Here is a 26641-nt window from a genome sequence, read left to right on the forward strand (position 1 = left end):
ACTACATCTTATTTTATTGGCTGATCCTGGTTAATGATCGAATTACCAAAGAGACATGTATTTGCCAACAACGGGCACAAGTATTTGGAAGCGCCTAAATTTCCCCATCGGTTTAGTGTTAACCATGTTTATTTATAAATTATTAATAATCAATAATTTATAAATATTTTATCTGAAATGTGTTAAGTTATGTTAACCCAATTCTATGCGTTTGACCTGCGTTGACCAAGTAATATTGCCGAAAGACCAACCGAAAACAGTATCTTTAACAACATGCCTGCATTAGCCGGATAACATGCTAACCCACCTTTATTGGAAGACTCATTCAATTGCCTTATCGATAGTTATCTTGCTGATAAGGTTGGCATTGCTGATCATTTTTTAAACGACACGCTTGCTGCCGATCTTAAACTAAACCTGCTGGCTCTTGTTAAATCAAGCTTGTTGTTATCTGCCGGAACTGGTAACGATAAAACCGTGAACCACGACACCAAGGTTAGGGGAGACCATATTTACTGGCTCGACCGCAAACATAACACTCCATGCGAAAATGACTTTTTCGACCTAATGGATAGTTTTGTTACCTATCTCAATAAAACCTGTTATACAGGTATTACAAGTTATGAATTTCATTATACGTTGTATGAAAAAGGGGCTTTCTACAAAAAACATCTTGATCAGTTCAGGAATAACGATAGCCGTAAATATTCAATGATCATGTATTTAAATACTGGCTGGTTAGCTGCTGATGGGGGTGAATTGCGGATACATCATGCAAATCACGAGCAGAATATTGGCCCCGAAAACGGCCGCACGGTATTCTTTAAAAGTAACGAACTGGTACACGAAGTTTTATGTACACAAACATCCAGGATGAGCATTACTGGCTGGTTAAAGGTTGACCATTAAATAAGTCTGAAGTCAAAAGCATTAAGTTCTAATTCCAAGGCCCCCAAATTGTTTACAACTTAAAGTATCCGACTTAGTACTTAATACCTCGGCCTATCTATCATGGCTTAAAGCCCGAGCCAATGTTCCAGTTTACACCAAGCGCAACGCCGGTTGATTTAAGATCAACTTTGCCATTGCCAATACCGGTAAGTGGCAGTTTCATGTAAGGCTGTAAAACCGCGCTAAATTTTGAGTTTATTCTCCGCTGATAATTAACATTTATGTTCAGCACGCCAAATAAGTGAGTGTTTTGATTCCGTACTTCCAGGTTATGTGGTTTCCAACCGCTTTCGGCCGAATAATCAAACCTGTAATCTTCTTTAAGCATAAAATATGACGATAATCCTGTGCCCACACCAATCGTATTGCTTCCTTTTGAATACAATTGGTAGCTGAGGTTCAAAGGAATATCAAGTACCTTACAGTTTGCCTGGATATTAGTAGGCGTTATTGATGGATTGTAAGACGCAGACGAATAACTGGCAGGTGTTGATGAATAAGGCTTAATAGCGTATGCTGCCCCTGTGCTTATAGTTAACTTTTTTGTAAGGCGTAACGAAAGCTGCAATCCATAATTAGTGCCTGTTTGGCTATGCCCAAATGAATTTACCGCATTAGCGTCAGACGCGGCTAACACGCTGATAGAAAACTGTGGCCTGTTTTTTATTGCTGATGCTTTAACAATTGCCATTTGCTTTTTTGCTTCCTGCTCCTTAGCCTTACCGGTAAGCGTATCCGTATTTTGATTTGTTGTTATAACGCTTTTTACCTGATTATTTGCCGATGCTATTTTACCGCCATCAAAAAGTGTATCAATGCCAGCCGTTTTGTTTTTGGTTGGTTGAGTTAAAGGTTGTGTTTTGTTTGCGGCCAACTGGGTTACATTGTCAGCCTGCATAACTTTGTTACTTGTTTCAATTTTAGGCGAAGCGTTTCCAGGTACAGCACTATTGAAAGCCATGTTTGCAGCCTTATTGTAAAGCCTGCCACCTGCAGCTGTGTTAATTTTTGAAGATTGCTTTTTAGCAATACTCTCATTTACCACCATATTTTTTGTTTTGCCAAATAAAGTACCCCCTTGCGCACGCTTAGTGTCAGTAGCCGGTATGGTTGCAGCAAGGCCTGTAGTTGTATCTCTTATCGTGCCGTTGCCTTGCCGCTGACCTGCCGGGTCGATAAGCTTTTTATCGTTACTTGTTTTAACGTTAGCGTTGCCTTGCTGTAATTTGGTTGGATCTATTTTATCGGTTTTATTGTAAAAGTATAAGCCCAAAGCAAGCAGCAATAATGCTGCAATACCGGATGCATAATACATGATGCGGATAAACCCTGCCTTTTTGTTGGATTTTTTATCCAACAGCTGTTCCATTGATTCCCAATCCTCCTCACGAAAAGCAAAGTGGTCTTCAGGACCGGTTAAGCCGTCCCTGAACAATTGATCCAGTTTATTTTCGTGCTTCTCTTTCATTTCATTATTAATTCTATCAATACCGACATGCTGATGCTTATAGTGCCAATAGCCACAATAGTATGTTGACCGCTGCCGGAATTACTCTCCGGCAACCTGCCGGAATTGATTACCATATTTTTTAATTTTTCACGCGCTTTAAACAGGTTTGATTTTGATGTACCTGTACTTATATTTAGTTTCGACGCTATCTCCTCGTGCGAAAATCCCTCAATGGCAAACAGGTTAAATACCGTACGGTAAGCATTGGGCAGTTGTTGCACCATGCCAATAAGATCATCGTAATTTAACTTCTGATCGGGGAGTTCATTATGCCCGATGTCTTCGGCGGTGTCAAGGTCATCGGTGAGCGATAGCTTCAGGTTGCTTCTGTAATAATCAACAGATGTGTTCATCATAATCCTGCCAACCCACGCAATAAAAGGGCGGCTGGTATCATATTTTTGAAGGTTTGTAAACACCTTTAAAAAGCCCTGGTTCATGATTTCAGCAGCTTCATACCTATTGCCGGCGTATCGCAGGCATATACTCATAGCAAAGCCATAAAATGCCTTATATAGCATTTTCTGGTCTTTCCGGCTTTGCTGTAAACAGCCCGCAATTAATTGTTGTAGTTCTGCTTCTCCCATATATACGGGCTACCTTTTTAATTAATTCCTGTTTGCAGCTAACACGTATTTATAGCGCAAAGGGTTGCCTGTGTATTTAACTTTTTTTTCGAATGGCTTATTTACCTTAAATATAAGGCGCTTTTGTCTTTTTTAACCTGATGAAAAGTAAAATAACCGTATAAAAGATTTTATTAAGATGTTTTGTATATCGCAAATTGTCCTGAATAATGAAATGCTATTCTGCTACCTCATTCATATCAATCATTGTCCAGTTATCCTGTACCGCTTTGGGGCCTCCGTCGTATTTTAACGTGATCTGGAAGTTGGTTTTTACTTTTGCTCCCTTTTCATCAATTGATGTTACGTAAGATTTGATGACAAATACCGAGTCGGACTTTTTTGCAAACTGGTAACGGTCTTCGGCAAAAGCAAGATTGCTCGATTTGATAGTAGGGGCAATGTACTGTTTGGCCACCTGGTAAGCATCATCGCTGTTTGGGAACATTGTAAATGTAAGCATATCAGACGAGCCTCCAGACGTAGCAAATTTTATTACCACTATCATAAAAATAATTCCAAAAAGCACCAACATCCATACACCTATCATGGCTGTTTTCTTTTTATGTTGCTTGTCTTTAAGATAAGACTGGTCAGGTCTCGCTTTGTGATAGATTTTCTCCATCGTAATTCAGGATATATAACTGATAAAGGTATAAATAAAATTCTTAATAAAAATCATAACAACGCCTTGCCCCCTCAAATTTGTGATAGGCATCAGTGCGCGAGGGCAGGGTGGTTTCATAACCAATACTTCCTTCGGTTGTACCACTGGTATTGCTGTAATTGAGTCCCGAAATTGGCGCATCGTGGCTTACACCGAGCCTGAATTTCTCTCCGCTCTCTTTGTTTAAAAACAAATCGAATATTAACGAAAATGTAATAGCCGATGGCCCGCCCGATCCGGCAGTACGTACCCATAAACCGGCATTGAGGTTATGCCTTTTATATTGCAGTCCAATATTTATTGATTGTGCCGTTGACTGCTTATAAAAAACAACCGATGGAATGAAAAATGATTTCTCGTCCTCATCAAGATTCTCATCTTTATTAAGGTCCCATCGATAGCTTACGTGTGCTGTGCCGCGCATAGGCAGTTTTGCGGGTGTACCCGTAAATGATTCATTTGGGCGATTGATATGTTGTAACGCGCCGCCAATATTAAAATCGCTCAGGGCGAGGTTTACCCCGGCGCCGGCATCAAAATAAAACCGGTTGTCGAACCGTGGCGACTCGGCATTTGTTGGCGACCCGGGGATGTATCCTAAACGCGGGTCAATCTGGTCGCTAAATACCAATTTACCATAATCTACTGTGCGGTTGGTTACTCCCGCCTGTACACCAAACGACAATACAAAATCATCAGAACCAACGCTATAAGAATAAATACCGGCTATATTGTTTTTTGTGAGCCCGGCAGTACCCTCATTGCCCCGGGTAAATATTAAACCAATTCCGCCGCCAAATTGCGGAATATTGTAATCAACCGATGCAGTAAGATAATTAAACCCGCCGGGCACCGAGGTAAATTGATTGCGATAAATCAGGTTCATCCGCAAATCGCCCTGGAACTGCCCGTTTAATGCAGGATTAAGATACACGGGCGAATTAAAAAACTGCGAGTACATGTGGTCCTGGGCAACAGCCAGTTTGCCACACAACAGTATTAATAACCACAAGATATATCTTTTGAGCAAAACGCGCATTATTTATCTTATTAAATGAACAACACCCGTTCGTTTGGGTAATGAATTGTTGTACGACATGCCTTTCCACTCGCTGCCATTTATAAACGTTGCCGAAGCCTGCCATACATAAACGCCCTGCTCTACCGGTGCACCTTTAAAAGTACCATCCCAGCCGTCGCCATCAACCGGGGTGCCTTTAGGGGCCGATAGTTTTGTGGTTTCCCAAATTAACTGGCCAAAGCCATTAAATATTTGCAGGTGCCATTGTTTAATACCCGATCCTTTAGCTGCAAATTTTCTTAGCTCGGTTGTACCGCTGGTTGGCATAAATGCGTTTGGTAAATACAGTTCGCCAGGGATACCGGTTATGCGTACGTAGTGTGTTATTGCGCTATCGCAAAAATCTTTAGTGCTGGTTATTAGTGTTACCTTATATTTTCCGGTATCGGCATAAGTATGGGTTGGGTTAGGGCGGGTGCTTAAAGTTCCGTCTCCAAAATCCCAGGCCCAGTTGGCGGGTGTTCCCGTTGTTTGGTCAACAAACTGAAACTGATAATTTGGTATACTGGTTATTGTATCCGGGTTTGCTGTAAAGGCAGTGCCTGGGGGCGCTGTTACTTTTATATAATCCTTTTTTACCAAACTGTCTGCACAGCCGGTTAGCGGATTAATAGCTACAAGTTTAACCGTGTATGGCGATTTTTTAAAACTGTAAGTATGTGGCGGCGGCGTAAATCCGTTTGCTGTGGTCCCGTCACCATAATACCATGTATAGGATAAGGCTACCGGCTGCGTATTAGGGTCGGCATAGGTTGTATTTGTGAACGATGCTGTAACGCTTCGGCAACCTGTAGTATCAGATGCTTGAAAGCCGGCCTTTGGTATGTCATATACCATAACCCGGTTTGTTGATTTTGATGACTCGACGCCTGACGAACATTTACTTGAAGCCGTAATGGTTACGTAATACAAGCCTGGTTTTGTAAACACATAGGGCAAATTATCGGTACCGGCTGCTACATTGGTTACTACACCGTATTTATCATCATAAATGGTATAATAAAATGTATCGCCGCCCGATGAATTATTTACAAGCGTTAAATTTAAAGGAGCGCAACCACTGTTTTTATTATTCAGAAAAAACATGTCTGGTGTAATGGTAGGCGCCGATACCGTTATGGTACGTTTCAGGGTAGTATCGGTATTACCACAGTAATCCTGGGCAACCATAAATATGGTGTATTGCTTTGTACGGGTGGTATTTAATGGGGTGTTAAATTTAAAATCACTTTTATCGGTATACACCTTTGACTCCAGCATTAAGGGGCCATCGTACAGGTAGTAGGTATATTGTAAGTTTTTGCCGGGCGATGAGTTTTTGCCGGTTACAATAAATGGAGAGCAACCTTCAACTCTATCTGGAATTAGCCTTGCAACAGGTTTTTGAGGGCTTATCTTTACCGAATCGAGATAGGGAGGAGCTATATTACAATTGCTTACAATACTTAAGCTGATGTGATAAACAGTATCGCGCCCATCTGTTTTTGCCAAAAATGTATGTTGCGGATTAATCCCAGTGTCTGTTGAACCATCGCCAAAGTCCCACAAAAAAACGCTGTTTATTGGTTTAGATGTATTAGTGAACTGAACCGGCAAATTACCGCATGCGGTACTATTATCTTTGGTAAATGAAGGCGTAGCAATAGCCGGGGGGATAGTTACAGTAAGCACAAATACGCCGCTTACACACCCTTGGCTGGTTGATATAATATTATAGGTTACAGTTGCATTGGCGTTTAAATCACTGTTAGTCAAAACATCGTTTATGGAGCTGCCGCTGCCGCTTACCGTGTAACCACCAGCAGTTGCGCTGGTTTTTGATGCATCAATTACCCAGGTAAATGTTGTGGTGGGTTTCGTAGCCGTGATATTATAACTAAGCGGCTTTCCTGCACATGAAGTTACTGTATTTTTACTTGTAATTGAATCGGCCTTGTTAATGATGATTGTTGTTGGGTCGGCTATGGTATCGCAGGGTGCAGCCAGAGTGGTTATGCCCTGAAAAACAAGTGTAACCTTGCCCGCTTTTATTTCGGCAGCCGATGGAGTGTAAACAGTTTGTGCCAGGTTCGGGTCGCTGAAAGTACCGGTACCGCCTGCCCAACGCATTTTTATTGAAGGATTATTGGATATGCCATTCAAATTAACAGGTGTTCCTGCACAAATAGCAGGGTAGTTACCCGCAGTAACTGTTGGCGCCGCAATAAATTCTAAACGCTGGCTGCTGGTGGCTGGTGCCCCGCAAACGTTGGTATTGGTTACAGTAACGATATACTTTGCAAAATCGTTAAACTTTATGACCGGATACTGTGAAACATCGGTTGTATTATTAACAAATGTAAAGGAGCCTCCGGTTATCGTCCATTTGTATGTTGCGCCGGTGTTTTGCGCCGATCCGGAAAATGTTACCCTGGTAGCGCTGTTGTTGGTATTATCAAATTTAAGGGTAGTATTTGTTCCGCAAAATACGGTGTCTTTTGATAGTGTAGCCGTGGGCGTATCATCAACTACAACGGTTTGTACATTGGCATCAGTTATCAGTCCACAACTTACCGTTGAGATGGCCAGTTTGATAGTGTAAACGCCTGTTTTATTGAACAAAAACTGCGGCGTTTGGCTGCTTGCATTTGTTCCGTTTGCATAAGCTACCGGCGTCGGCCCCGTAACAGTCCAAACGTACTTATTGGTATTGTTACAATTTGAGTCGATTTTTGACGTGTTTACCGGGGTTACTGCAAGAGGAATGCAACCCGAATTAACAGGCAGTGAAAAGGCTGGCACAGGAGGTTCCTGGATACAAATATTCTGTGTAACATCGGCAACGGCGCATGATCCGGTATTGTTTTGCAGCTGTAAGGTTACCGTATGTGTACCGGTAGTTGTAAAAGTATAAATGAACGCATCAGACAGTTTGTAATTAACTTGTTTTGTTACACCATCAACAAGCCATGTATAGCGGGCTTTGGTATTTGAGCAGGTTGTTGAAGTGCTGTTGGGGTCATCGCCCGGAAACGAATTATTTACAAATTTAACCGCCGTATTTACACAAGCAGCCACCGGCACAACCGGCAGGTTAATTGGCGGCGCAATAACTTTAGCGTAACTGGCAACAGGGGTACCTACATTACCACAAAATGGACTAATTAGTTGCAGTTTTACCTCGAAGGAATTGTTTTGGCCTTTAACTATGTTTCCGCAAGACGCCTTAACATATTCGTGAGAAACTTTGCCGCCGGCTGCAAGTATCTGGCAGTAGGTATAAGATACAGCTGGCGTACCATCGCCCCAGGAAACGTTATAAAGCAGCCCCGGATAGTTGTTTTTTATTACGTTAGGATCGATGTTGTAAGTTAAATTAGTAGCCCCGCTGCCAAGGCAGGCTGTGGTGCTGCCCTCAACCCCAAAACTATTGTTAACAAGGTTATTAACCAGGGTATAAGTATAGGTACCCACAATGCCTCCTGCGGTAGCTTTTACGCTAATTGTATAATTGGCTGTTTTGGCTGTAAAATTGCCATTGTTGGTAAAATCAACATTTAATGCCTCGGTTGCCTGCGAAAGTTCATTGTAAAAACTTGCGATAACAGTCGCTCCTGCGGTAGATGTATTTATAAAATTGTAAGAAGAATTGCTGACCCCTGAACATGACCCAAACACTTCGGGATAATTAGCATCTATCGATTGCGAATTCAAAGCTGCAACAGTACCTGCACCTGCCACAATTGAAAATGCAGCCGAAGCGCCGCTGCTAACCGCCGGATTAGTAGCCGACACCTTAACCAAATAACCACCGCCAGGAGTAGTGCCGGCAGGTATAATACCGTTTACAAAGGTTGCATAGATGCCCGTAAATTTGCCGATTAATTTTTGCGATGCGAAACTCCCGCTGGCGTTTGAAAGGTAAAGATTATAAGTGTTAGCAGGATCAATACATGTCCCCGTTATCTGAATGGGAACGCTTATCGTAGAGCCAGGGGCATAAGGGCCGGCATCAACATTACCGATAGTTATAGTTTGCGCTAAGGCGGAAAAAGCAACTAAATTAAATAAAGCAAAAAAAAATAAATTTTTAGTAAATATTTTATTCATTCACTTGCTTTTATCGTCTTAAATTGCTTAAAATTTAATGGTTGTACCAAAAATAGTATTTATTTTCAAATAATACCTCAATTTGTTACAAAAAGCAAAATTCAATGTACGGCATGTATTCGACAAAATACGGACAAATAATTACTTATAACAACTGTAAAAATTGTTGATGATTAACGTTCACAACGATGTCGGGATTATTTTAAATTGCCAAAAAACAGGTAGGTAATAAATATGGCAGTTATGATGCCGGCTAAATCGGCAATTAAGCCGGCGGGGATAGCATAGCGTGATTTTTTGATGCCAACAGTGCCAAAGTACAATGCTACAATGTAAAAAGTAGTATCGGCCGATCCGTTGAATATACTGCCCAGATGTCCCGCAAAACTATCGGTGCCAAAGTGCTTCATTACATCTATCATCATCCCTTTTGATCCCGATCCGCTTAGCGGTTTCATGTAAGCAACGGGCATGGCATCAACAAAACGGGTATCTAAACCGGCTTTAACACAAACCCAGCGTAATCCATCGTTCATATAATCTAAAGCCCCGCATGCCCTGAATACGCTGATGCCTACCAGCATGGCAACCAGGTAGGGGATAATTTTTACTGAAGTTTCAAAGCCACTCTTGGCACCTTCTACAAAAACATCAAATACGTTGATTTTTTTTACCAACCCACCCACGATAAATACTACCGGAATAAAGAATAGCAAAAAGTTGCTTACAACCTTCGATACTATGCTGATTTGTTCATGCGATAAATGGGTGGTAAAATACCAGACTACAAGGGTAATAAAAGCAGTTAAACCGCCAAGCCAGGCTATTATTACCCTATCCCAAAGGTTAATTTTTTGTTTTACAGCAACTATCAGTAAGCCAACTACAGTAGCGGCATAAGTAGCAATAATACAGGGCAAAAACACGTCAGCAGGATCTTTGGCATTCATAATTGCACGTTGGGCAATAATGGTAACCGGCAGCATTTGCAGGCCCGAAGTATGCAGTACCAGGAACATGATCTGCGCATTTGATGCCGATTCTTTATCCTGGTTTAACTCTTGCAGGCTTCCCATGGCTTTTAAACCCAGTGGGGTGGCTGCATTGTCAAGTCCAAGCAAATTGGCCGAAAAGTTCATGAGCATTTGACCAACTGCCGGATGCTTTTTGGGCACATCAGGAAACAGGCGGCTAAAGAATGGGCCTACAAGGCGCGACAGGAAATTTATGGCGCCTGCTTTTTCCCCTACATTTAATATACCCAGCCAAAAAGCCATTGCACCAATCAGTGGCAAGGCAATTTCCATTACCGATGATTTTGACGAATTGAAAATACCATCAACAAGTAATTTAAAAGCTTCTACGTCGCCAAAAAAAACAAGCTTGATAAGTGCTACAACAAACGCGATCAAAAAAAATGCTATCCAGATATAATTAAGGGCCATATGTGTCTTTAAGGCTTTGAAGTTAATGGTTTTGTATTTCAATATGAAATAACAATTTTTAAATACTTAACTTGGGAGGGAATAGAGTCAAGAATTAAGAGTCAAGAATTAAGACAAGTGCGAAAGGGGCTATTATGACTAAGAATAGGTTGTCGGTTATATCTCCAGTCCAGATTAACCTTACAGTTTTTGTCTTGACTTCTGATTCTTGGCTCTTGATTCTCTTCCCAATTTATTTAATAAAAAACGATACACAATGACTACCACTTCGGCCATTTTAAACACTGCTATAACCGATTTTTTGCAAACCAGATCTTCTGATGATAACTGGGATTTAAGACCCGCGCCCGGTAAATGGTCTAAAAAAGAGGTTATTGGCCACCTGATTGACAGTGCCCAAATAAACCTGCAACGTTTTGTGCGTTGCACGTATGAAGAAAATTTCAAACTGGTTTACCAGCAGGATGCCTATGTAGCCGTGCAGCATTACCATGACGTTGACATTAAGGAACTGCTTGATCTTTGGATTTTGCTTAACAGGCAAATAATAAGGGTTTGGGAAAACTATCCGGCCGACAGGTTAACTGCCCGTTGTGATAACAGCAAAAGCGAACCCAACCTTCAAACTGTTGAATGGTTGGCTAATGATTATGTTGAACATTTAATGCATCATTTAAAAACTATCTGAATTTATGGCAGGATACTCCGGTACACCCCTGGCCAAAAAGCTGGGTATAAAGGCATCGGCAACAGTAATGCTGATTAATGCCCCCGACTATTATTTGCAGTTATTCACCGATATGCCGGCCGAAGTTTACTTTGTGAATGACGCCGGTATTAAAAAAGACCTGATCCATTTTTTCGCCAAAAGCCAGGATGAATTTTTAACTGATTTGCCGCTGTTGATGAAGCAAATAAAGCCGGATGGTATGATATGGGTTTCATGGCCCAAGAAAGCATCAAAGGTGCTTACTGATATTACTGAAGATGTGATCCGGAATTTTGCCCTCAAAATAGGGCTGGTTGATATAAAAGTTTGTGCTGTAGACGAAATCTGGTCGGGTTTAAAATTAGTTATCCCGGTAAAGGACAGAAAATCATTGGCGTAAAACTTTTTTGGTAATAACAGCGTAAACAATCATAAGCTACCTTTAGCAAACGCCAACAATTACCTAACTTAGCATCATTATAAATTTAATACTATGGCCACAATAGAACTTAAACGTGTGCATGGCGATTTCGGCTTTGAGGCCGTTGATTCCATTGGTCACACTGTAAAAATGGATAGCAGCCCCGAAAGTGGCGGCCAGGATTTTGGGATACGCCCGATGCAAATGCTGTTAATGGGCCTTGCAGGCTGTTCGGCGATTGATGTTATCAGCATTTTAAAAAAACAACGCCAGGAAGTAAAGGACTATAAAATGGTGGTTAACGGCGAACGTGAAGCCGGCAAAGAACCATCGTTATGGCAGGATATCGAAGTTGAATTTCACTTGTATGGCGATATTGATGAGGATAAAGCAGCGCGCGCAGTTGAGTTATCATTAAATAAATATTGTTCTGTGGCTGCTACGCTTGGTAAAGCCGGCGCGGAAATCAAATCAAAGGTATTTGTTCATCCGGCAGTGGAAATATAAAGGCCAACCAGCCTCCATGAAGCTCTTGAAATTTTAAGATTTATCTCGGGACTTTATTTGACATTAAAAAGCGATGAATTCTACTCATCGCTTTTTTTGTTTTAACCTTGTTACCGCACCGATTCCAGTTATTCGCCTTCAAAAAAGTCTATTAAACCACCAAAATAGCTATAAGTCCAACCATCGGTAATATCATCAAAATCTTCATCCGGGATGTTGGTATGCCTAAGCTCTGCAGATGTACCTTGTTTGTCGGGGTGTAGTTTTATGGTAACTATCGAATCATCCGACTTTCCTTCAAAATACCACTGCTGTACAATTTTTTTCCCTGGATCAAACTCTATGTTTTTGCCAACAATACTGCCATCCCACATGGAAAATTCCGAACCAGGTTCAGTACTCATTTCGGCTGTTTCACCTGTCCATAACTCAATAGTTATGGGGTTAGTTAATGCCATATAAATTTCGTCGGGCGTTGCCGGTATGCTATAGTATTTTTTAAAATCTTTCACCTGCGCAATTTAGCAAGATTATTTTAAACGTTCACCGGGCCTATTGGCAATACAACACGGCCGTAAACTTCATTTAACACATTGGCAATACCCGTGTAAATGGCCGATGCGCCACAAATAATACCCTCATAACCAGCCAAATGTTTAATAGTAGCGTTACCTGTTGCATCACCTGCCACTAATAAGAAAAACAATATGGTTAACGATGCAAAAACAAACTGTAATGCACGGTTTAACTTTAATGTACCAAAAAACAACAGGAACGTAAACACGCCCCAAATGGCTAAATAAGCACACATTGCACCCTCAGATGGTGCAGTGGCCCAGCCCAGTTTGGGCATTACAATAAGACCAACCAACGATAGCCAAAAAAAGCCGTACGATGTAAATGCGGTTAACCCAAATGTGTTATTCTTTTTTGCCTCAATAACTCCTGCAATAACCTGGGCCAGGCCACCATAAAAAATGCCCATAGCCAGTATCATGCTGTTCATTTCAAAAAAGCCGGCGTTATGAATGTTTAATAAAACGGTTGTCATACCGAAGGCGCAAAGCCCAAGCGGAGCCGGATTAGCGATGCCATCCTTTACAGGGGCAGGTGTAGTAGGGATCATATTGGTTTAGAATTAATTGGTTTATAATGCAAGCTAATTGATTTATGAATATTTTACAATTTTATTTACAACTCTGCCCTTACTTTTGCGTTAAGCAAATACCTATGCAAAAAATAGTATTGATACGCCACGGCGAAAGTGTTTTTAACCTCGAAAATCGTTTCACAGGTTGGGAGGATGTCGATTTATCCGAAAACGGCTACCTGCAAGCTCACAAAGCAGGGGAAACCCTAAAAAAGAACGGTTACAACTTTGATGTCGGTTTTACATCCTATTTAAAACGATCAATTAAAACCATGCATTTTATATTGGAGGAGTTGGATCATTTATGGATCCCGGTTGAGAAATCATGGCGACTGAATGAACGTTTTTACGGTGCTTTACAGGGAATGAACAAAGATGAAGCCATAGCAAGATATGGTGCCGAACAGGTTCAAAAATGGCGCCGCGACCCCAATGAACACCCGCCTGCTGTTACCCGCGACGATCCGCGGTTTCCCGGCCATGATTTGCGATATAAAGATTTAACAGACCGTGAGTTACCACTTACAGAAAACCTCAGCGAGACCATGGATAGGGTATTGCCATTTTGGAACGAAACCATTGTAAGTGCCATGCGCCGTAACCAAAAGGTAATTGTAGTTGCCCATGGCAACAGTCTGCGGTCGTTAATTAAATATATAGATTGCCTTACCGATGAGCAGGTAACCCAACTTGAAATACCCACGGCTACACCCTGGGTTTATGAATTGGATCACGGGTTAAACCAGATAAGGCATTATTATTTGGATTGAAGTTTGATTTTCATGGATATGTACGGCATTTGTTTATCTTAGTCGTCCCGATTGATTATAAACCATACGCTAAATCAAAAATGAAGAAATCTGATATTTATGAAATAACCATAAAGATACTTGGTGTTTACCTGCTGGTTTCCAACCTATCCAAAGTTCCCGGTTTTTTTACCTTCTTAAAAACGTTCAGTGCCATTTCGGGTTCCGATCACGCTACTGAGCAAATGAATCTATTTTGGCTAAATATCATAAATTTTGTGTTTATAATGGCCTTATCCATCTTTTTAATAGCCGGCACAAAACTAATTACCAGGCTTGTTACAAATAGTGCAGATAAGCAGGAAAATGTAAAATTGTTTGCAGATAGAAAGGTAATATACGAGATAGCCCTTATTATTATCGGCGGCTTGCTTATTGTTAACACCGTTCCTGATTTGCTGTATCGCTTATACAATATAGCCAACGAAAACGATCAAAACGCGGTAATATCATCAATAACAAAAGTATTTGTAGGTATTTTAACAGTTGCCTTTGGCAAGCGTATTGCTGTTTTTTTTGCGAAGTAATACGATCAGAAAAATCCTGTATAAGCAAGAAAGGCCCGAGTTGGGCCTTTCTTTATGATTCGTATTATATCCGAAACTTAGTTTTTCATCATCTTCAAAAACGAAGCCAGTTTCTCTTTCATTTCCCGGCGATCAACTATAAAATCAAGGAAACCATGTTCCTGAACAAACTCAGCGGTCTGGAATCCTTTTGGTAAATCTTTCTTAATGGTTTCTTTTATAACCCTTGGGCCGGCAAAGCCAATCAATGAACCAGGCTCGGCAATGTTTATATCGCCCAGCATAGCATATGATGCTGTAACACCTCCTGTTGTAGGGTCGGTTAATAAAGAGATGTAGGGAATTTTAGCTTGTGACAACAAAGCCAGCTTTGCAGATGTTTTGGCCATTTGCATCAATGAAAATGCGGCTTCCATCATCCTTGCACCGCCAGATTTGGATATCATCAGGAATGGGATCTTGTTAGCTATGCTATGATCTATTGAGCGGGCAATTTTTTCGCCTACTACCGATCCCATCGAACCGCCTATGAAATTAAAGTCCATACAGGCAATCACAATATCTTGTCCGTCAATTTTACCAACACCTGCACGGATAGCGTCTTTCAAGCCGGTTTTTGCCTGCGTTTCTTTCAGCCTATCAGTATACTTTTTTGTGTCTTCAAAATGCAGCGGATCGCCTGATGTTAAATCGGCAAACAATTCTGTAAACTCGTTATTATCAAACAAAACAGAAAAATACTCTTTTGAACCTATGCGCAGGTGAAAGCCACAGTAATGGCAAACATATTGATTTTCAACCTGCTCAGAATAGTGTAAAGGTTTCTTACAATTAGGGCATTTATTCCAGATACCATCAGGGGTTTCCTTCTTTTCCTCAGTAGTCGTAATTATCCCTTTCAACTCTCGTTTAAACCACGCCATATCTATGTCTAACTCTTTCAATTGGCTACAAAGAAACGAAAAAAATTATAAACTGTTTAAATATGGATTACTAATAAGTTTATAAAAATTGCTACACTATAATTTACCGCTTGTAACCAGGTATATAGTACTGTTTAACAAAGAAAAATTGGCAATGGCCGCTGCCTGGCTTAACCAATTGCAAAATGTATTTTCGCCTTTAATGGTTATGCTATTTGGTTTTAAATAAGGTATTTAAATTAAAGACACTATCGTTTTAAATTTGTAACATTATATTTTTAATCACCTAAATTTTAATCCGATGAAATCAGACAATCTTGTACTTGTGTTTGTTCATGGTTGGAGCGTTACCAACCTCAACACCTACGGCCAATTACCCCTGCGTTTAAAAAACGAGGCTACCAACATTGCTCCAACAGTAACAGTTAAAGATATTTACCTTGGGCAATACGTCAGCTTTCATGACGAAGTACAATTGCACGATATTTCCAGGGCATTTGAACATGCTGTTCGGGAGCAGTTATCGGCCGAGATAGCCGCTAATAACCGCTTTATATGTATAACTCACTCTACCGGAGGGCCGGTAGTAAGGGAATGGTTTGATTTTTATTATAATAAGCCCGATGCCACCGTTTGCCCTATGAGCCATTTGATTATGCTGGCGCCTGCCAACTTTGGTTCGGCATTGGCACAATTGGGGAAAAGTAAAATAAGCAGGTTAAAATCGTGGTTTGAGAAAGTAGAGCCAGGGCAGGGCGTACTTAATTGGCTGGAACTTGGCAGCGATAAATCATGGGACCTTAATGAAAAGTGGATAAAAGGAAAAGGAGGGGAGATTGGCGAAAATGGCATTTTTCCGTTTAGCATCATAGGGCAGTCAATCGACCGTGCATTTTATGACAACCTTAATTCGTATACCGGCGAACTTGGTTCAGATGGTGTGGTAAGGTCAGCCGCCGCTAACTTAAACGCTACTTATGTAAGTGTAAAGCAAGGGCCGGTTATTAACACCGGTGGTAAAGATACGCCAGAGGCAATGACGGTGGAGTTTGACACAGCCCCTAAAACAGCGTTCAGGATTGTTAAATGGAAGGCACACTCGGGTACCACCATGGGAATTATGGCCAGCCCAAAAGAAGACGCTACAACTGATTCCGCAGAAAGCGCTGCATTAATTGAAGCGATATTGGATTGTATTAAAGTAAATAATATAGCTGATTACAATGCGCTTGCCGATGCATTTGCAGCTCAGACAAATGAAGTTCAGACGGTGGAGCAGGTAGAGAAAGTATCGGAAGGCTTTTTTCTGCACGACAGGTATTTTATTCACGATAAGTTTTCGATGGTAATTTTCAGGATTCATGATTCGGAGGATTACCCGGTAACAGATTATGACCTTATTTTTACCGCCGGCGACAATGCCGATCCAAATCATTTACCTGAAGGCTTTTTTGCCGACAGGCAGCAAAACAGTATATCGCCGCAAACCGTAACGTATTTTGTTAACCATGATATCATGAACGGAAGTGAACCTATTACGTATGATGGGAAAGAATTGCGCCCGAAATTAACGGGTGCAGAAAAGCTGGGCCTGATTGTAAATCCGCGTCCTGATACCGGTTTTATTAAATATGTACCATTTGAAATAAAAGCCGACGACGAATTTCTGAAAAAAGTTATACAACCAAATTCAACTACACTTATTGATATATGCCTGCAGCGTGTTGTAAGCCAGCAGGTATTCACCTTGATGCAATATGATGGCCCAATGCCTTATAATCATGACTTTAGCGACATTGAACCCGGCACCGATTATGTAAATTGATTATACTGTTACCTTTAAGGTTAACCTGATATTATGAAAATGATAATAAAAGAGGTGAATTTAACTCAATTTTGCCCTTTTATTATCATTTTTCCCTTTAAAACTATCGTTTTAATATACTTTGCTAATAAAGCTGAACAAAATGTTAATATTCAGCTATTAATAGCAACATTTCTTATCAAAAACAAAGAATTTTTATAACTTCGAGGCCCAAATAAAAGCTCATGGATTTAAAAAATTATAAAGGTGTTCTGCACGGCGATCAGGTGCAGGAACTGTTTGAAGCAGCTAAAAAGCATCAGTTTGCTTTGCCGGCAGTAAACGTTATAGGTACCAATACTATTAACGCGGTTATGGAAACAGCTAAGCTGGTAAATTCTCCGGTTATTATTCAGCTATCAAATGGCGGTGCACAATTTTACGCCGGCAAATCATTAGATAATTCAAAACTGCAAGCCTGTATTTTAGGAGGTGTATCGGCTGCAAAGCATGTTCACTTACTGGCTGAACATTATGGCGTTGCTGTAATTTTACATACCGACCACGCCGCAAAAAAATTATTACCGTGGATTGACGGCCTGTTAGATCATGGCGAGAAGTTTTTTGCCGAAACAGGCAAGCCTCTTTTTTCATCGCACATGCTTGATCTTTCTGAAGAACCTATCGAAGAAAATATCGAGATATCTGCTAAATACCTGGAACGTATGGCCAAAATGGGCATGACACTTGAAATTGAATTAGGTGTTACCGGTGGCGAAGAAGATGGTGTTGACAACTCAGATGTTGACAGCTCTCGTTTATATACGCAACCAGAAGAGGTTTCTTACTCATATGAGCACTTATTAAAAGTGAGCCCACGTTTTACTGTGGCTGCTGCTTTTGGTAACGTCCATGGCGTTTACAAACCAGGCAACGTTAAATTACAGCCGGTTATTTTGCATAACTCACAAGAGTATGTAAAACAAAAATTCAACTTAGCCGAAGAAAAACCCATCAACTTTGTATTCCACGGCGGTTCTGGTTCAAGCCAGGAAGAAATCCGTGAGGCCATTTCATACGGCGCGGTTAAAATGAACATTGATACCGATATGCAATGGGCATACTGGGAAGGTATTAAAGATTACTATAAATCAAAAGAAGGTTACCTGCAATCGCAAATTGGCAGCCCTGATGGCGAAGATTCTCCAAACAAAAAATATTACGATCCGCGCGTATGGTTACGCAAAGGCGAAGAGAATTTTGTAAAAAGACTTGCAGCGGCTTTTGAAGATCTTAATTGTATCGATGCCACCAGCAAACTATAAATAACCAATTTTAAAACTATTAAAGCGCCGGTGCAACAAATGTACCGGCGCTTTGTTGTTTAGCCAAAATGATCACTAAGTAACATCTACGAAATGGCTAAGGCAAAAAAAAAGAAAAAAAATCTGTTTGAAAGGTTTGCCAACTGGGCAACTATCGCTACCGGAAGTTCCGCTGCCTTTATAGGCGCTGTGGCCATCATCATTGTATGGGGCGTAACAGGTCCAATTTTTCAGTACTCCAATACCTGGCAGCTTATCATTAACACAGGTACAACAATAGTTACCTTTTTGATGGTTTTTTTGATCCAAAAATCACAAAATAAAGATTCAAAAGCCATACATTTAAAGCTGAATGAATTGCTGGCTTCGCACCAGGGCGCAAGTAACCGGATGGTTGATATTGAAGATTTAAATGAACAGGAGCTTGATCAACTGCACAAGTTTTATGTACAACTATCTGACCTTGCCGAACTGGAAGATGATATCACGTGCACGCACTCTATTGATGCCGCGGCCGCAAATCATAACAGCAAATTAGAGCACCTTAAAACGAGTACACATTACACCAATGCCGTCGAAAACAGAAGTAAAAAAAGTAATTGAACAGGCCGACTTGGATAAAGCATCAGCTATCAGATATGAAGTGTTTGTTATTGGCCAGGATTGCCCACCCGAACTTGAGGTTGAATTTGATGATGAATCCACCCATTTTTTGGCAACGGTAGACGGTGAGCCTGCAGGTGCCTGCCGGTGGAGAAAGACAGATAAAGGCTATAAGCTGGAACGTTTTGCCGTACTTGAAAAATTCAGAGGGGTGGGTGTAGGTAAGGCTCTTGTAAATGCCGCGCTGGAAGCTTTACCGGCCGATGCAGATTACGTTTACCTGCATGCACAGGTACAAGCAGCCTCATTATATACAAGGTTCGGTTTTGAGCAGTCGGGGCCGGAGTTTGAAGAAGCTGGGATGAGACATTATAAAATGGTTAAGAAGTAGATTTCAGGATAGTAATGATTGGCCTGTCAGTCTGAGCCTGTCGAAGACCCGCGCGGAGAGGCCTTTTCCCACTATGGTTCGACAAGCTGCCAATGACAAGTCTGTAACTTGCTGGTTATCAGTATTAAAAAATGTCATTTTCAATGCGGTTATTTGCTAAAAGCAAATATCGGTTACTCACCATGACAGCCCTTTTTTAACAATCATCCTATATCTCGCAACGAGAAATATCTTTAAATAGATACTCTCAACAACGATTTTTTAATTATGGGGAGTCGCTGTTTATCTATTACCGGACGTATGCTACTCAAACAATTCCTGCTCGTCTGTATAATAAGTTTTTCTCGAGCCTTCTTTCACCTTGATTTCAGCACCTTTCGGGCTGTGGGTTTTCTTTGAGTTATGGATCAGCATAAAGTCCCGCACTTCACCGTTTATGATATCGGGGTTCGATTTAAGGATCGCCTTTTCCGCATTTTTTAAAACATCGTGAATGGAATAAGTAAGATCTTTAAGCTTTGCCTCGGGTATTTTGTTGCTTGCCGAAAAAGGGGAGATGCCTGCATGCCACAATATTTCATCGGCGTACGCATTACCAATACCCCTGATGATCTTTTGATCTAATAGAACGGTTTTTATGTTGGTTTTGGTTTTAATTAACCTTGTTTTTAAAAAATCAGCGTCGATTGCCATGGCATCCGGCGATTCTTTTTCTTCAGGGTTTAAAGTGGGGTTTGCAATGCCCTGGAAATCAGTTAGCACCAGGCCACTGCCATCGGTAAAATGTAATTCGATGATGGGATATTTATTTTCGTTTTTTTTATCAAATAAAAACAACTTACCGTGCAGCATCAGGTGCAGGGCCAGGATATCACCCTTATCGAACTTTAAATAAAGTTCTTTGCCTTCGCGATACACCTTATCCAGCTTTTGGCCTTCAAGGGTATCCTTTAGTTGCTCATGGCTTACATTAAGCTTTTTGGCATTAACTATAACAATTTCCTTAACGGTTTTACCGCCAAGTTTTTTATCAAGGTTGTGGCTAAAAGCCTGCAGGTCGGGTAGTTCGGGCATGGTGGTTGATGTTTTAAAAATCAAACCAAATATAAAAGGATTAGTTTTTAATTTACCAGCTGATTGTCACTTGCCCTGCCAACGCCTACTGTCTCCCGGTACATTTGCGGCGATACATCGGCATTGGTTTTAAAAAACCGGCTGAAATAGTATTCGTCTTCATACCCCAGTTCCCATGCAATTTCTTTTACAGGTTTATTGGTTAAATACAATTCGCGTTTAGCCTCGATGATAATGCGTTCGGCAATCAGGTTACTGATAGTTTTATTAAAATGGCTTTTGGTGATACGGGCAAGCGCCTTTGCCGAAATGTTGAGCATATCGGCATAGTCACTCGCGCTATGTTTGGTTTTGTAATGTATCTCGATGGCATCCTGCAGGCTTTGTAAAACAAATGGCTCTTTGTTCACTTTGTCGGGATCCCTGTCCAACGCCTGCTGCTCGGATTTTAGGCGGGATGCCGTGATCAAGAAAATTTTCAGATACGATACCAGGATATCAAATTGGGCCATACCCTTGTTTTGCATCTCGGCTTTTACCTGGTTTATTATCATATCAAAGGTAGCCGCGCTGGTGGAGTCGATTTTTATATATGGCGGATGGTAAATATTATCAAACAGAATGCCGCTGCATGATACTTCTTTATGATGTTTATGGATGCAAAAAAAATCAGGGTGAAACTGGATAGCCGCGCCATTAATAGCTTGCTCTGTAGAAAGCATGAACGGTTGATAGGGTGTAAACGCCAACAAGTTGTCCTTTTCAAAGCTGTATTCCGAAAAGTCGGATTTTAACCGGCCCGATCCTCCTTTTACCCAGATAACCGAAAAATAATTATTACGCTGTAAATGGTCAAAATAGCTGTTATCCTCAAACAAAAAAAGTTTGAAGGCGAGGTTCCCGGTTAAAGGATCGACCAGGGTAAATGTATTTTGATTGTCGGCCATTTATTTTGATGCTAATTGTGCTTTAAGTGCCTGGTTTTCGGCTCTTAATTTATTGATATATTCGTGTTGGGCTGCAAACTCATGTTGAATCTCCTCAAGGGTGTATCTTGAGGTGATATGTTGTGGGCAGTTCCAGTCGTAAGCTTTTACCTTTAACAGGATGATTCTTTCGGGCTTAAATTTATAATCGGGCAGGTTTAGCTTATCATACAATTCGGCATTATTTTCGATATCTAAAATACTCGCTTCTGCAAAAATCTTAAGCCGGGCTTTTGCAGCCTGATCTAACAGGAATAAAGCTACCTTATTATGGGTAGCCAAATTACCTGCGGATATGTATTGTTTGTTTCCTCCAAAATCAATAAAGCCAAGGGTTTCATGATCCAAAACCTTTAAAAAGCCTTTAGGCCCACCGCGAAACTGTATATAAGGGTACCCGCTTTCGCTGATAGTTGACATGTAAAAATTATCCTGCTGGCTTATAAAATCCTCCTCACTTTCGGTAAAGCCATCTGTGTATTTAAATTCCTGTTGCCGTGCATAACCGACCCGGCTGCCGTATCGTTCCTGGAAACCCTTTACGGCGTCGGTAAATGCAATTTGTGCATAATTCATGATCTTAGCTTTTAAAACAGTTTTCTGTCGGCTTCGGCAATAGGCATATCATTGATGCTGGCAAAACGTTTTTGCATGTAGCCGTTCTCATCAAATTCCCAAAGTTCGTTGCCATAGCTGCGGTACCACTGCCCGGTATGGTCATGCCATTCATACTCAAACCTTACGGCCATCCGGTTTTCGCGGAACCCCCAAAGTTCTTTCTTTAATTTGTAATCCAGTTCTTTCTCCCATTTCCGGGTTAAAAACTGTTTAACTTCTTCGCGGCCATTTATAAAATCGGTGCGGTTACGCCATTCGGTATCAATGGTATAGGCAAGGCTCACCTTTTCAGGATCGCGGGTGTTCCAGGCATCCTCGGCAGCCTGCACCTTCTGCTGCGCTGTTTCTATGTTAAAAGGAGGGAGGGGATATCGCTTATTTTCCATCATGAAGTTGTTTTAAAGTTGATAAAAGTAGTGAAACAGAATCAAGAGTCAAGAGTCAAGAATCAAGATGAAAAAAAAATGAACCTGTCTTAATTCTTGATTCTTGCCTCTTGATTCTTTTTATCATGCAAAAAAATATTTGAAGCTGTCTTAATTCTTGACTCTTAATTCTTGATTCTTTTTATTAAGCTTCGACAGAATTATAAGCGTTTACAACAGGGAAATCGATGTCGGTTTTGGCGGTATTGTTAAAATAGTTGGTCAGAACATTTAATGCCACGTGACCAACAATTTCACCTATTTCACCATCAGTAAAGCCAGCGGCCTTTATTGCTTCAACGTCGGCATTATTTACCAGGCCCTGTTTTGCTGTTAATATGGTTGCAAATTGCAAAGCCGCAGCTGTTTTAGCATCATGGCTATTCGCGTTACGGGCATCGGTTAAAGTTGCAGCGTCAATATGTGCCAGCTTTTCGCCAATATAAGTATGTGCGGATAAACAGTAATCACAATTATTTTTTTCGGATACAGCCATGGCCAACAACTCACCGGTTTTTGCACCAAGCTTGCCATGTGCTAATGCGCCGCTAAGGTTCAGGTAACCTTCTAATAAGGCTGGCGAATTGCCCATGGTGCGCATCATATTAGGTACAACACCCAATTTGCTTTGTATAGCAGTAAATAATTCTTTGGTTTTGCCTGTTGCTTCGTCAGGACTTAATGCTTTTAAACGTGCCATTGTAGTATGTTTTTTTGTTTGTCGTTATTGACATTACAAAAGTGCACACAGCGGCAAAGCTATAACATGGATGAATTTCGTTAGTAGATGGATAATTTTCCCAACTGCGTTTTTTTGCGCAAAGAGGCAAAGCCGCAATGGTTTTGTTACTTCCTGTTAAACAATGGCTTCTATAATAAAAAGTTCTTGTACCTTTTTGCAGCAGCTTCCAAAGCTTTGCCTTGTGTTTTTTTGAAATCGCCAAACAAGTTGTAGGTGATAGCAACATCATTTGTTTTAATTGCCCGCTTCCAGTTACCAACAACCTGGTAGTCCATCACTATTACCGGATCGAAAATTAGATGACGGGCTTGCTCCCTGTATCGGGGCGCAACCAGGGCATCACGATCTTTATAAGCTATGGCAAATTCGTCAAACGCGGGAAGCAAATACACTTTATTTTTAGTTGGGGTAGTTGCTGTGCGATCTGGCATCCAATAGGTTTTTCCTTCAATCAATTCGCTTATTAATTCCCCTTTTATATGCTCCAGGCCAATACCTGCATCTGCAATGGTAAGCCCCGACCAGTTGGCGAAATCGTGAACGGTAGCGGGGCCGCGGGTATTAAAAAAGCCTCCCGCCAATTTTCTCAGCGCTTCGTCATGGGTTAGCAATGGGGTTGCCGGTGCCCGCTCGTCAAGCAAGGCGTAAGTAAATTGTTTGCCAACGCGACCACCGCTGCAAATAACGCCGTCAAGCTCGGCATTCATCAGTAATAGAGTGAAGCGTAAATCGTCGGTTGGGATATGATCTCTGTTCAGCGCGTCAGTTAGCTCTGCCCTGGTGAGTTGTTTATTACCCTGCATGTTTTTTATAAATACATTATTAGCTTTATTGAATACGATAGCATTTAATTCAAATTTTTTGTACATCCCGGAGTTAATGGCATGTATGCGCGGGGCAGTAAGCGCCAGGAGCCAACGAATATCTGCGGGCGCAACAAAATGCCAGGTAGGCCTCAGCAAATGTGTACGTAATATACGTCCATCGGTAATTGCCTGCTCAACAACGCTTTCATTTGCCGATGCCATACGTATCCCTAAAGCCCATTTAGCCCCGGCGTAATCCTGGGCCTGCATGGCCAGCATGTTTTTAACAACATCCTCCGGGTTGCCGAAAACTGGGTTGCTAATGTACTGGTTATACATTCGCAGCCGGGCTAATGGGTTATCTTTCATAGATAGTATTTGAGTTATATTGTAAATTTATCAGGCCTTAATGACAAAGGCATGTCAGTAGCAATAATTTATTATAAGTAAATGAAAAACATTAACTCATCGTATTTAGCAACAGGTATTGCAATAGGCGTGGCCCTGGGCATAGCGCTTCACGACATTGCTATAGGTATATCATTGGGCATTGCAGTTGGCCTGGCGTTTAGCGCACAAAAACAGGAAAGATGATTATAGTATTGATAAACAAAAAACGTGATACTATATGCATCACGTTGTAAAATATATCTTCGAAAAAATCCCGTAAATCTGGCTTAATCCTGTTTAAAAATCATGATATAGATTCCTGAACGAACTTCTCAGTCCAAAAGTAAGCATCGTTGTTTTGTTATCTGCTTTAGCACTTTTTTCCTGGCGGTATAAACCACTTAATTCAAAACGGAGGTTATATTTAGGGTTAATCAAAAATGAAATAGTGCCTTCGGCATAGTAAAGCTGGGTGCTCAGCCCCTGGCCAACAGTTGTGGTGGTAGCTGCTGTCGGTACAAATGGTTTGTTCACAATTTTGCCGTTGTTGATGGTACTTAGCGAATCGGTACCGTATTTAGCGTAATTTATCTGCCCTTGCAGGTCAATCCGCCCGAAAGAGTAATTCAGAATACCCAGGGCCTCCCTGAAATTTGCGCCATAAGGATGCGCCAACGGGTCGCCATAAAAATTATAGCTGCTTATGGTGTTGGCATTTTGATAAGTATACGGTTTAACTGTATTAAATTCAAAAAGATAATTAAAGTGTTTAACAGCAAAAAGATCGGCTCCGCGGATACCCACCTGCACGCCATTAGTGTTATCGGCATTATTACCCGAGAAAAAGCCGCCAGCTTTAAACCTATCTAACAATAGCTGGGCATATAAGGCCGTTTTATCCAGAATTTTATATTTGGCTGTAAAGCCGACTAAAGTATTATCTTTTGGTTGCTGAGACGGGCCTAACGAACTGGAGAAGAAAATCGGGTTTATCATGTTAGCATCAAAACCGCGCCTGTTACCCGTTGCATCTGCCTCAGGAGAAATAAGGGCATTAAAGAAACCAAAGGAAACCCTGTTACTCACGTTCCAGTCGATGTAATGGAAAAAAGCCCATTTGCGACGGTTGCTACCAAAGGTATCGAACTTTGTTTCTTTCAGGTCTTCAATATAGGCCCATGCGGCCATGTATTGCACGTGTTTGCCCAAATTTGCGGTAACCCTTAGCAGTGGCATATTTGCTGCATAATCTGATAACAATAATGACCGGTAGCCATCGCCAATAAACATTTTATCCTCGCCCAGGGTAACGTTGACATTTTTGCTAACGTTGTATGATAAAATTGCAGTTACGTACGACCAATCGGCCGAGTTTTTAGCTATCCCCTGGTAATTCCTTAAATAGGCCTGGCCAGGTATAAATTGATTGGCATTAACTACAGTATTATAATACGTAGGGAATTTGGCTGAGTTCTCGAACCCGCTGGTAAAAAACGAAAAGTTTTTGCCAACCGTGCCCCCAAACTGGTAACCACGGGTATTTAAGTAATTACTTGAATTTACCGTTAAAGTGGCCAGTTGCCCCTGTGCCGAATATCTTTGAGCCAGGCCTCCTGTTTTTGCGTTAAAATCTTTACTCAGATCCAAATCCAGGATAACATCGCCGTAAAAAGTGTAATTGGGCCTTTTAACTTCAAAAAGGTGTTCATTTAATAATTTGCGGGTAAACCAGCTTTTCCGGTCGGGATTAACTCCAACATTCATCACCGAGTCATAGCTGTGTTGAATAAGGCTATCTATCAAAAAGGGACGTAAGGAGCTGTGGAACGATGTTTTTGTTGAATAAATATCGGCGTTGAACTTTTGGTACAACTGGTAGGAGTTTGGCAGGTAAGTTGACTGCGCCTTAGCTCCTTGAACCGAAACCAGGATGGCTCCGGCTAAGAAAATTGATTTTATGGATAGAAATGGGTAGATTTTTTGCATCGCAACAAAATAAGTATTATTTATGGTAAGATAAAAATTTTCATTGGTAATAGATTTTGCAGAAAGTGTTTAGTCT

General features: G+C 41.1%; 27 protein-coding genes. 11 read left to right on the top strand and 16 right to left on the bottom strand.

From position 1 onward, the window contains the following. The first annotated feature begins 312 nt into the window (after nt 1-312). Entirely contained in the window at nt 313-909 is a 597-nt protein-coding gene (locus tag FSB76_RS30470) for a 2OG-Fe(II) oxygenase (protein WP_147060269.1), read from the top strand. A gap of 100 nt (nt 910-1009) precedes the next feature. Here the strand turns inward: FSB76_RS30470 and FSB76_RS30475 are convergent, their stop codons facing one another. The 6 genes from FSB76_RS30475 to FSB76_RS30500 all read right to left on the bottom strand — a co-directional run bounded on the left by FSB76_RS30475 (nt 1010) and on the right by FSB76_RS30500 (nt 10369). After that, nucleotides 1010-2419 carry a hypothetical protein gene (locus FSB76_RS30475; RefSeq protein WP_147060271.1) on the bottom strand — a complete coding sequence of 470 codons (1410 nt, stop codon included), beginning with the start codon at nt 2417-2419 and terminating at the stop codon, nt 1010-1012. Then, a complete protein-coding gene (locus FSB76_RS30480) occupies nt 2416-3048 on the bottom strand; it encodes an RNA polymerase sigma factor (RefSeq protein ID WP_147060273.1) in 633 nt (210 codons plus the stop codon). Before FSB76_RS30480 ends, FSB76_RS30475 begins: the two co-directional genes overlap by 4 nt. 217 nt (nt 3049-3265) lie before the next feature. Continuing rightward, on the bottom strand, nt 3266-3712 hold the full coding sequence (locus FSB76_RS30485; protein ID WP_147060275.1) for a hypothetical protein: 447 nt from the start codon (nt 3710-3712) through the stop codon (nt 3266-3268). A gap of 43 nt (nt 3713-3755) precedes the next feature. Beyond that, nucleotides 3756-4766, bottom strand: a complete 1011-nt coding sequence (locus tag FSB76_RS30490) for a PorP/SprF family type IX secretion system membrane protein (RefSeq protein ID WP_262713494.1) — start codon at nt 4764-4766, stop codon at nt 3756-3758. Between the two features lie 30 nt (nt 4767-4796). Continuing rightward, nucleotides 4797-8924, bottom strand: coding sequence for a PKD domain-containing protein (locus FSB76_RS30495; RefSeq protein ID WP_147060279.1), 4128 nt, complete (start codon nt 8922-8924; stop codon nt 4797-4799). 197 nt (nt 8925-9121) lie between these two features. Beyond that, nucleotides 9122-10369, bottom strand: a complete 1248-nt coding sequence (locus tag FSB76_RS30500) for a nucleoside recognition domain-containing protein (RefSeq protein ID WP_147060281.1) — start codon at nt 10367-10369, stop codon at nt 9122-9124. Nucleotides 10370-10625: 256 nt separating this feature from the next. On the opposite strand from FSB76_RS30500, the gene FSB76_RS30505 reads away from it, so the two are divergent. The 3 genes from FSB76_RS30505 to FSB76_RS30515 all read left to right on the top strand — a co-directional run bounded on the left by FSB76_RS30505 (nt 10626) and on the right by FSB76_RS30515 (nt 12006). Further along, complete coding sequence (locus FSB76_RS30505) at nt 10626-11057, top strand: DinB family protein (protein ID WP_147060283.1); 432 nt, start codon at nt 10626-10628, stop codon at nt 11055-11057. Nucleotides 11058-11061: 4 nt separating this feature from the next. Beyond that, entirely contained in the window at nt 11062-11478 is a 417-nt protein-coding gene (locus FSB76_RS30510) for a DUF3052 family protein (protein WP_147060285.1), read from the top strand. Nucleotides 11479-11571: 93 nt separating this feature from the next. Continuing rightward, complete coding sequence (locus FSB76_RS30515; protein WP_147060288.1) at nt 11572-12006, top strand: OsmC family protein; 435 nt, start codon at nt 11572-11574, stop codon at nt 12004-12006. 128 nt (nt 12007-12134) lie between these two features. Here the strand turns inward: FSB76_RS30515 and FSB76_RS30520 are convergent, their stop codons facing one another. Both FSB76_RS30520 and FSB76_RS30525 read right to left on the bottom strand, forming a co-directional pair. Further along, nucleotides 12135-12518, bottom strand: coding sequence for an SRPBCC domain-containing protein (locus tag FSB76_RS30520; RefSeq protein WP_147060290.1), 384 nt, complete (start codon nt 12516-12518; stop codon nt 12135-12137). A gap of 23 nt (nt 12519-12541) precedes the next feature. Continuing rightward, nucleotides 12542-13132, bottom strand: a complete 591-nt coding sequence (locus FSB76_RS30525; protein WP_147060291.1) for an acetate uptake transporter — start codon at nt 13130-13132, stop codon at nt 12542-12544. 104 nt (nt 13133-13236) lie between these two features. Here FSB76_RS30525 and gpmA point away from each other — a divergent pair, with 104 nt between their 5' ends. Together gpmA and FSB76_RS30535 are read left to right on the top strand one after the other, a co-directional pair. Further along, complete coding sequence (gene gpmA / locus FSB76_RS30530) at nt 13237-13926, top strand: 2,3-diphosphoglycerate-dependent phosphoglycerate mutase (RefSeq protein WP_147060293.1); 690 nt, start codon at nt 13237-13239, stop codon at nt 13924-13926. An 80-nt stretch (nt 13927-14006) separates the two neighbouring features. Beyond that, on the top strand, nt 14007-14492 hold the full coding sequence (locus FSB76_RS30535) for a hypothetical protein (protein ID WP_147060295.1): 486 nt from the start codon (nt 14007-14009) through the stop codon (nt 14490-14492). A gap of 77 nt (nt 14493-14569) precedes the next feature. On the opposite strand, the gene accD is transcribed toward FSB76_RS30535, so the two are convergent. Then, complete coding sequence (gene accD, locus FSB76_RS30540) at nt 14570-15415, bottom strand: acetyl-CoA carboxylase, carboxyltransferase subunit beta (RefSeq protein WP_147061123.1); 846 nt, start codon at nt 15413-15415, stop codon at nt 14570-14572. 301 nt (nt 15416-15716) lie between these two features. On the opposite strand from accD, the gene FSB76_RS30545 reads away from it, so the two are divergent. From FSB76_RS30545 to FSB76_RS30560, 4 genes are all read left to right on the top strand, one after another. Beyond that, on the top strand, nt 15717-17240 hold the full coding sequence (locus FSB76_RS30545) for a lipase family protein (protein ID WP_147060297.1): 1524 nt from the start codon (nt 15717-15719) through the stop codon (nt 17238-17240). A gap of 224 nt (nt 17241-17464) precedes the next feature. Then, complete coding sequence (gene fbaA, locus FSB76_RS30550; RefSeq protein WP_147060299.1) at nt 17465-18544, top strand: class II fructose-bisphosphate aldolase; 1080 nt, start codon at nt 17465-17467, stop codon at nt 18542-18544. A 93-nt stretch (nt 18545-18637) separates the two neighbouring features. After that, nucleotides 18638-19147 (top strand): low affinity iron permease family protein, encoded by a 510-nt coding sequence (locus FSB76_RS30555; protein WP_147060301.1) that lies wholly within the window; start codon nt 18638-18640, stop codon nt 19145-19147. Beyond that, a complete protein-coding gene (locus FSB76_RS30560) occupies nt 19113-19538 on the top strand; it encodes a GNAT family N-acetyltransferase (protein ID WP_147060303.1) in 426 nt (141 codons plus the stop codon). The genes FSB76_RS30555 and FSB76_RS30560 overlap by 35 nt, the downstream gene beginning before the upstream one ends. A gap of 303 nt (nt 19539-19841) precedes the next feature. Here FSB76_RS30560 and FSB76_RS30565 read toward each other — a convergent pair whose 3' ends face one another. The 6 genes from FSB76_RS30565 to FSB76_RS30590 all read right to left on the bottom strand — a co-directional run bounded on the left by FSB76_RS30565 (nt 19842) and on the right by FSB76_RS30590 (nt 24558). Then, nucleotides 19842-20612 (bottom strand): DNA-formamidopyrimidine glycosylase family protein, encoded by a 771-nt coding sequence (locus FSB76_RS30565; RefSeq protein ID WP_147060305.1) that lies wholly within the window; start codon nt 20610-20612, stop codon nt 19842-19844. Nucleotides 20613-20659: 47 nt separating this feature from the next. After that, entirely contained in the window at nt 20660-21559 is a 900-nt protein-coding gene (locus FSB76_RS30570; RefSeq protein WP_147060308.1) for a helix-turn-helix domain-containing protein, read from the bottom strand. Beyond that, nucleotides 21560-22174 (bottom strand): pyridoxamine 5'-phosphate oxidase family protein, encoded by a 615-nt coding sequence (locus FSB76_RS30575; RefSeq protein WP_147060310.1) that lies wholly within the window; start codon nt 22172-22174, stop codon nt 21560-21562. It lies immediately after the preceding gene. A gap of 11 nt (nt 22175-22185) precedes the next feature. After that, entirely contained in the window at nt 22186-22605 is a 420-nt protein-coding gene (locus FSB76_RS30580; protein ID WP_225976360.1) for a nuclear transport factor 2 family protein, read from the bottom strand. Nucleotides 22606-22786: 181 nt separating this feature from the next. Then, nucleotides 22787-23341, bottom strand: a complete 555-nt coding sequence (locus FSB76_RS30585) for a carboxymuconolactone decarboxylase family protein (RefSeq protein WP_147060312.1) — start codon at nt 23339-23341, stop codon at nt 22787-22789. Between the two features lie 170 nt (nt 23342-23511). Then, entirely contained in the window at nt 23512-24558 is a 1047-nt protein-coding gene (locus FSB76_RS30590) for a winged helix DNA-binding domain-containing protein (protein ID WP_147060314.1), read from the bottom strand. Between the two features lie 81 nt (nt 24559-24639). On the opposite strand from FSB76_RS30590, the gene FSB76_RS32300 reads away from it, so the two are divergent. Then, complete coding sequence (locus FSB76_RS32300; protein ID WP_158643017.1) at nt 24640-24783, top strand: hypothetical protein; 144 nt, start codon at nt 24640-24642, stop codon at nt 24781-24783. A 93-nt stretch (nt 24784-24876) separates the two neighbouring features. On the opposite strand, the gene FSB76_RS30595 is transcribed toward FSB76_RS32300, so the two are convergent. Next, on the bottom strand, nt 24877-26565 hold the full coding sequence (locus FSB76_RS30595; RefSeq protein WP_147060316.1) for a capsule assembly Wzi family protein: 1689 nt from the start codon (nt 26563-26565) through the stop codon (nt 24877-24879). Nucleotides 26566-26641: the final 76 nt, after the last annotated feature.

It is taken from the genome of Mucilaginibacter ginsenosidivorax, from assembly GCF_007971525.1.
GTDB classification, from domain to species: domain Bacteria; phylum Bacteroidota; class Bacteroidia; order Sphingobacteriales; family Sphingobacteriaceae; genus Mucilaginibacter; species Mucilaginibacter ginsenosidivorax.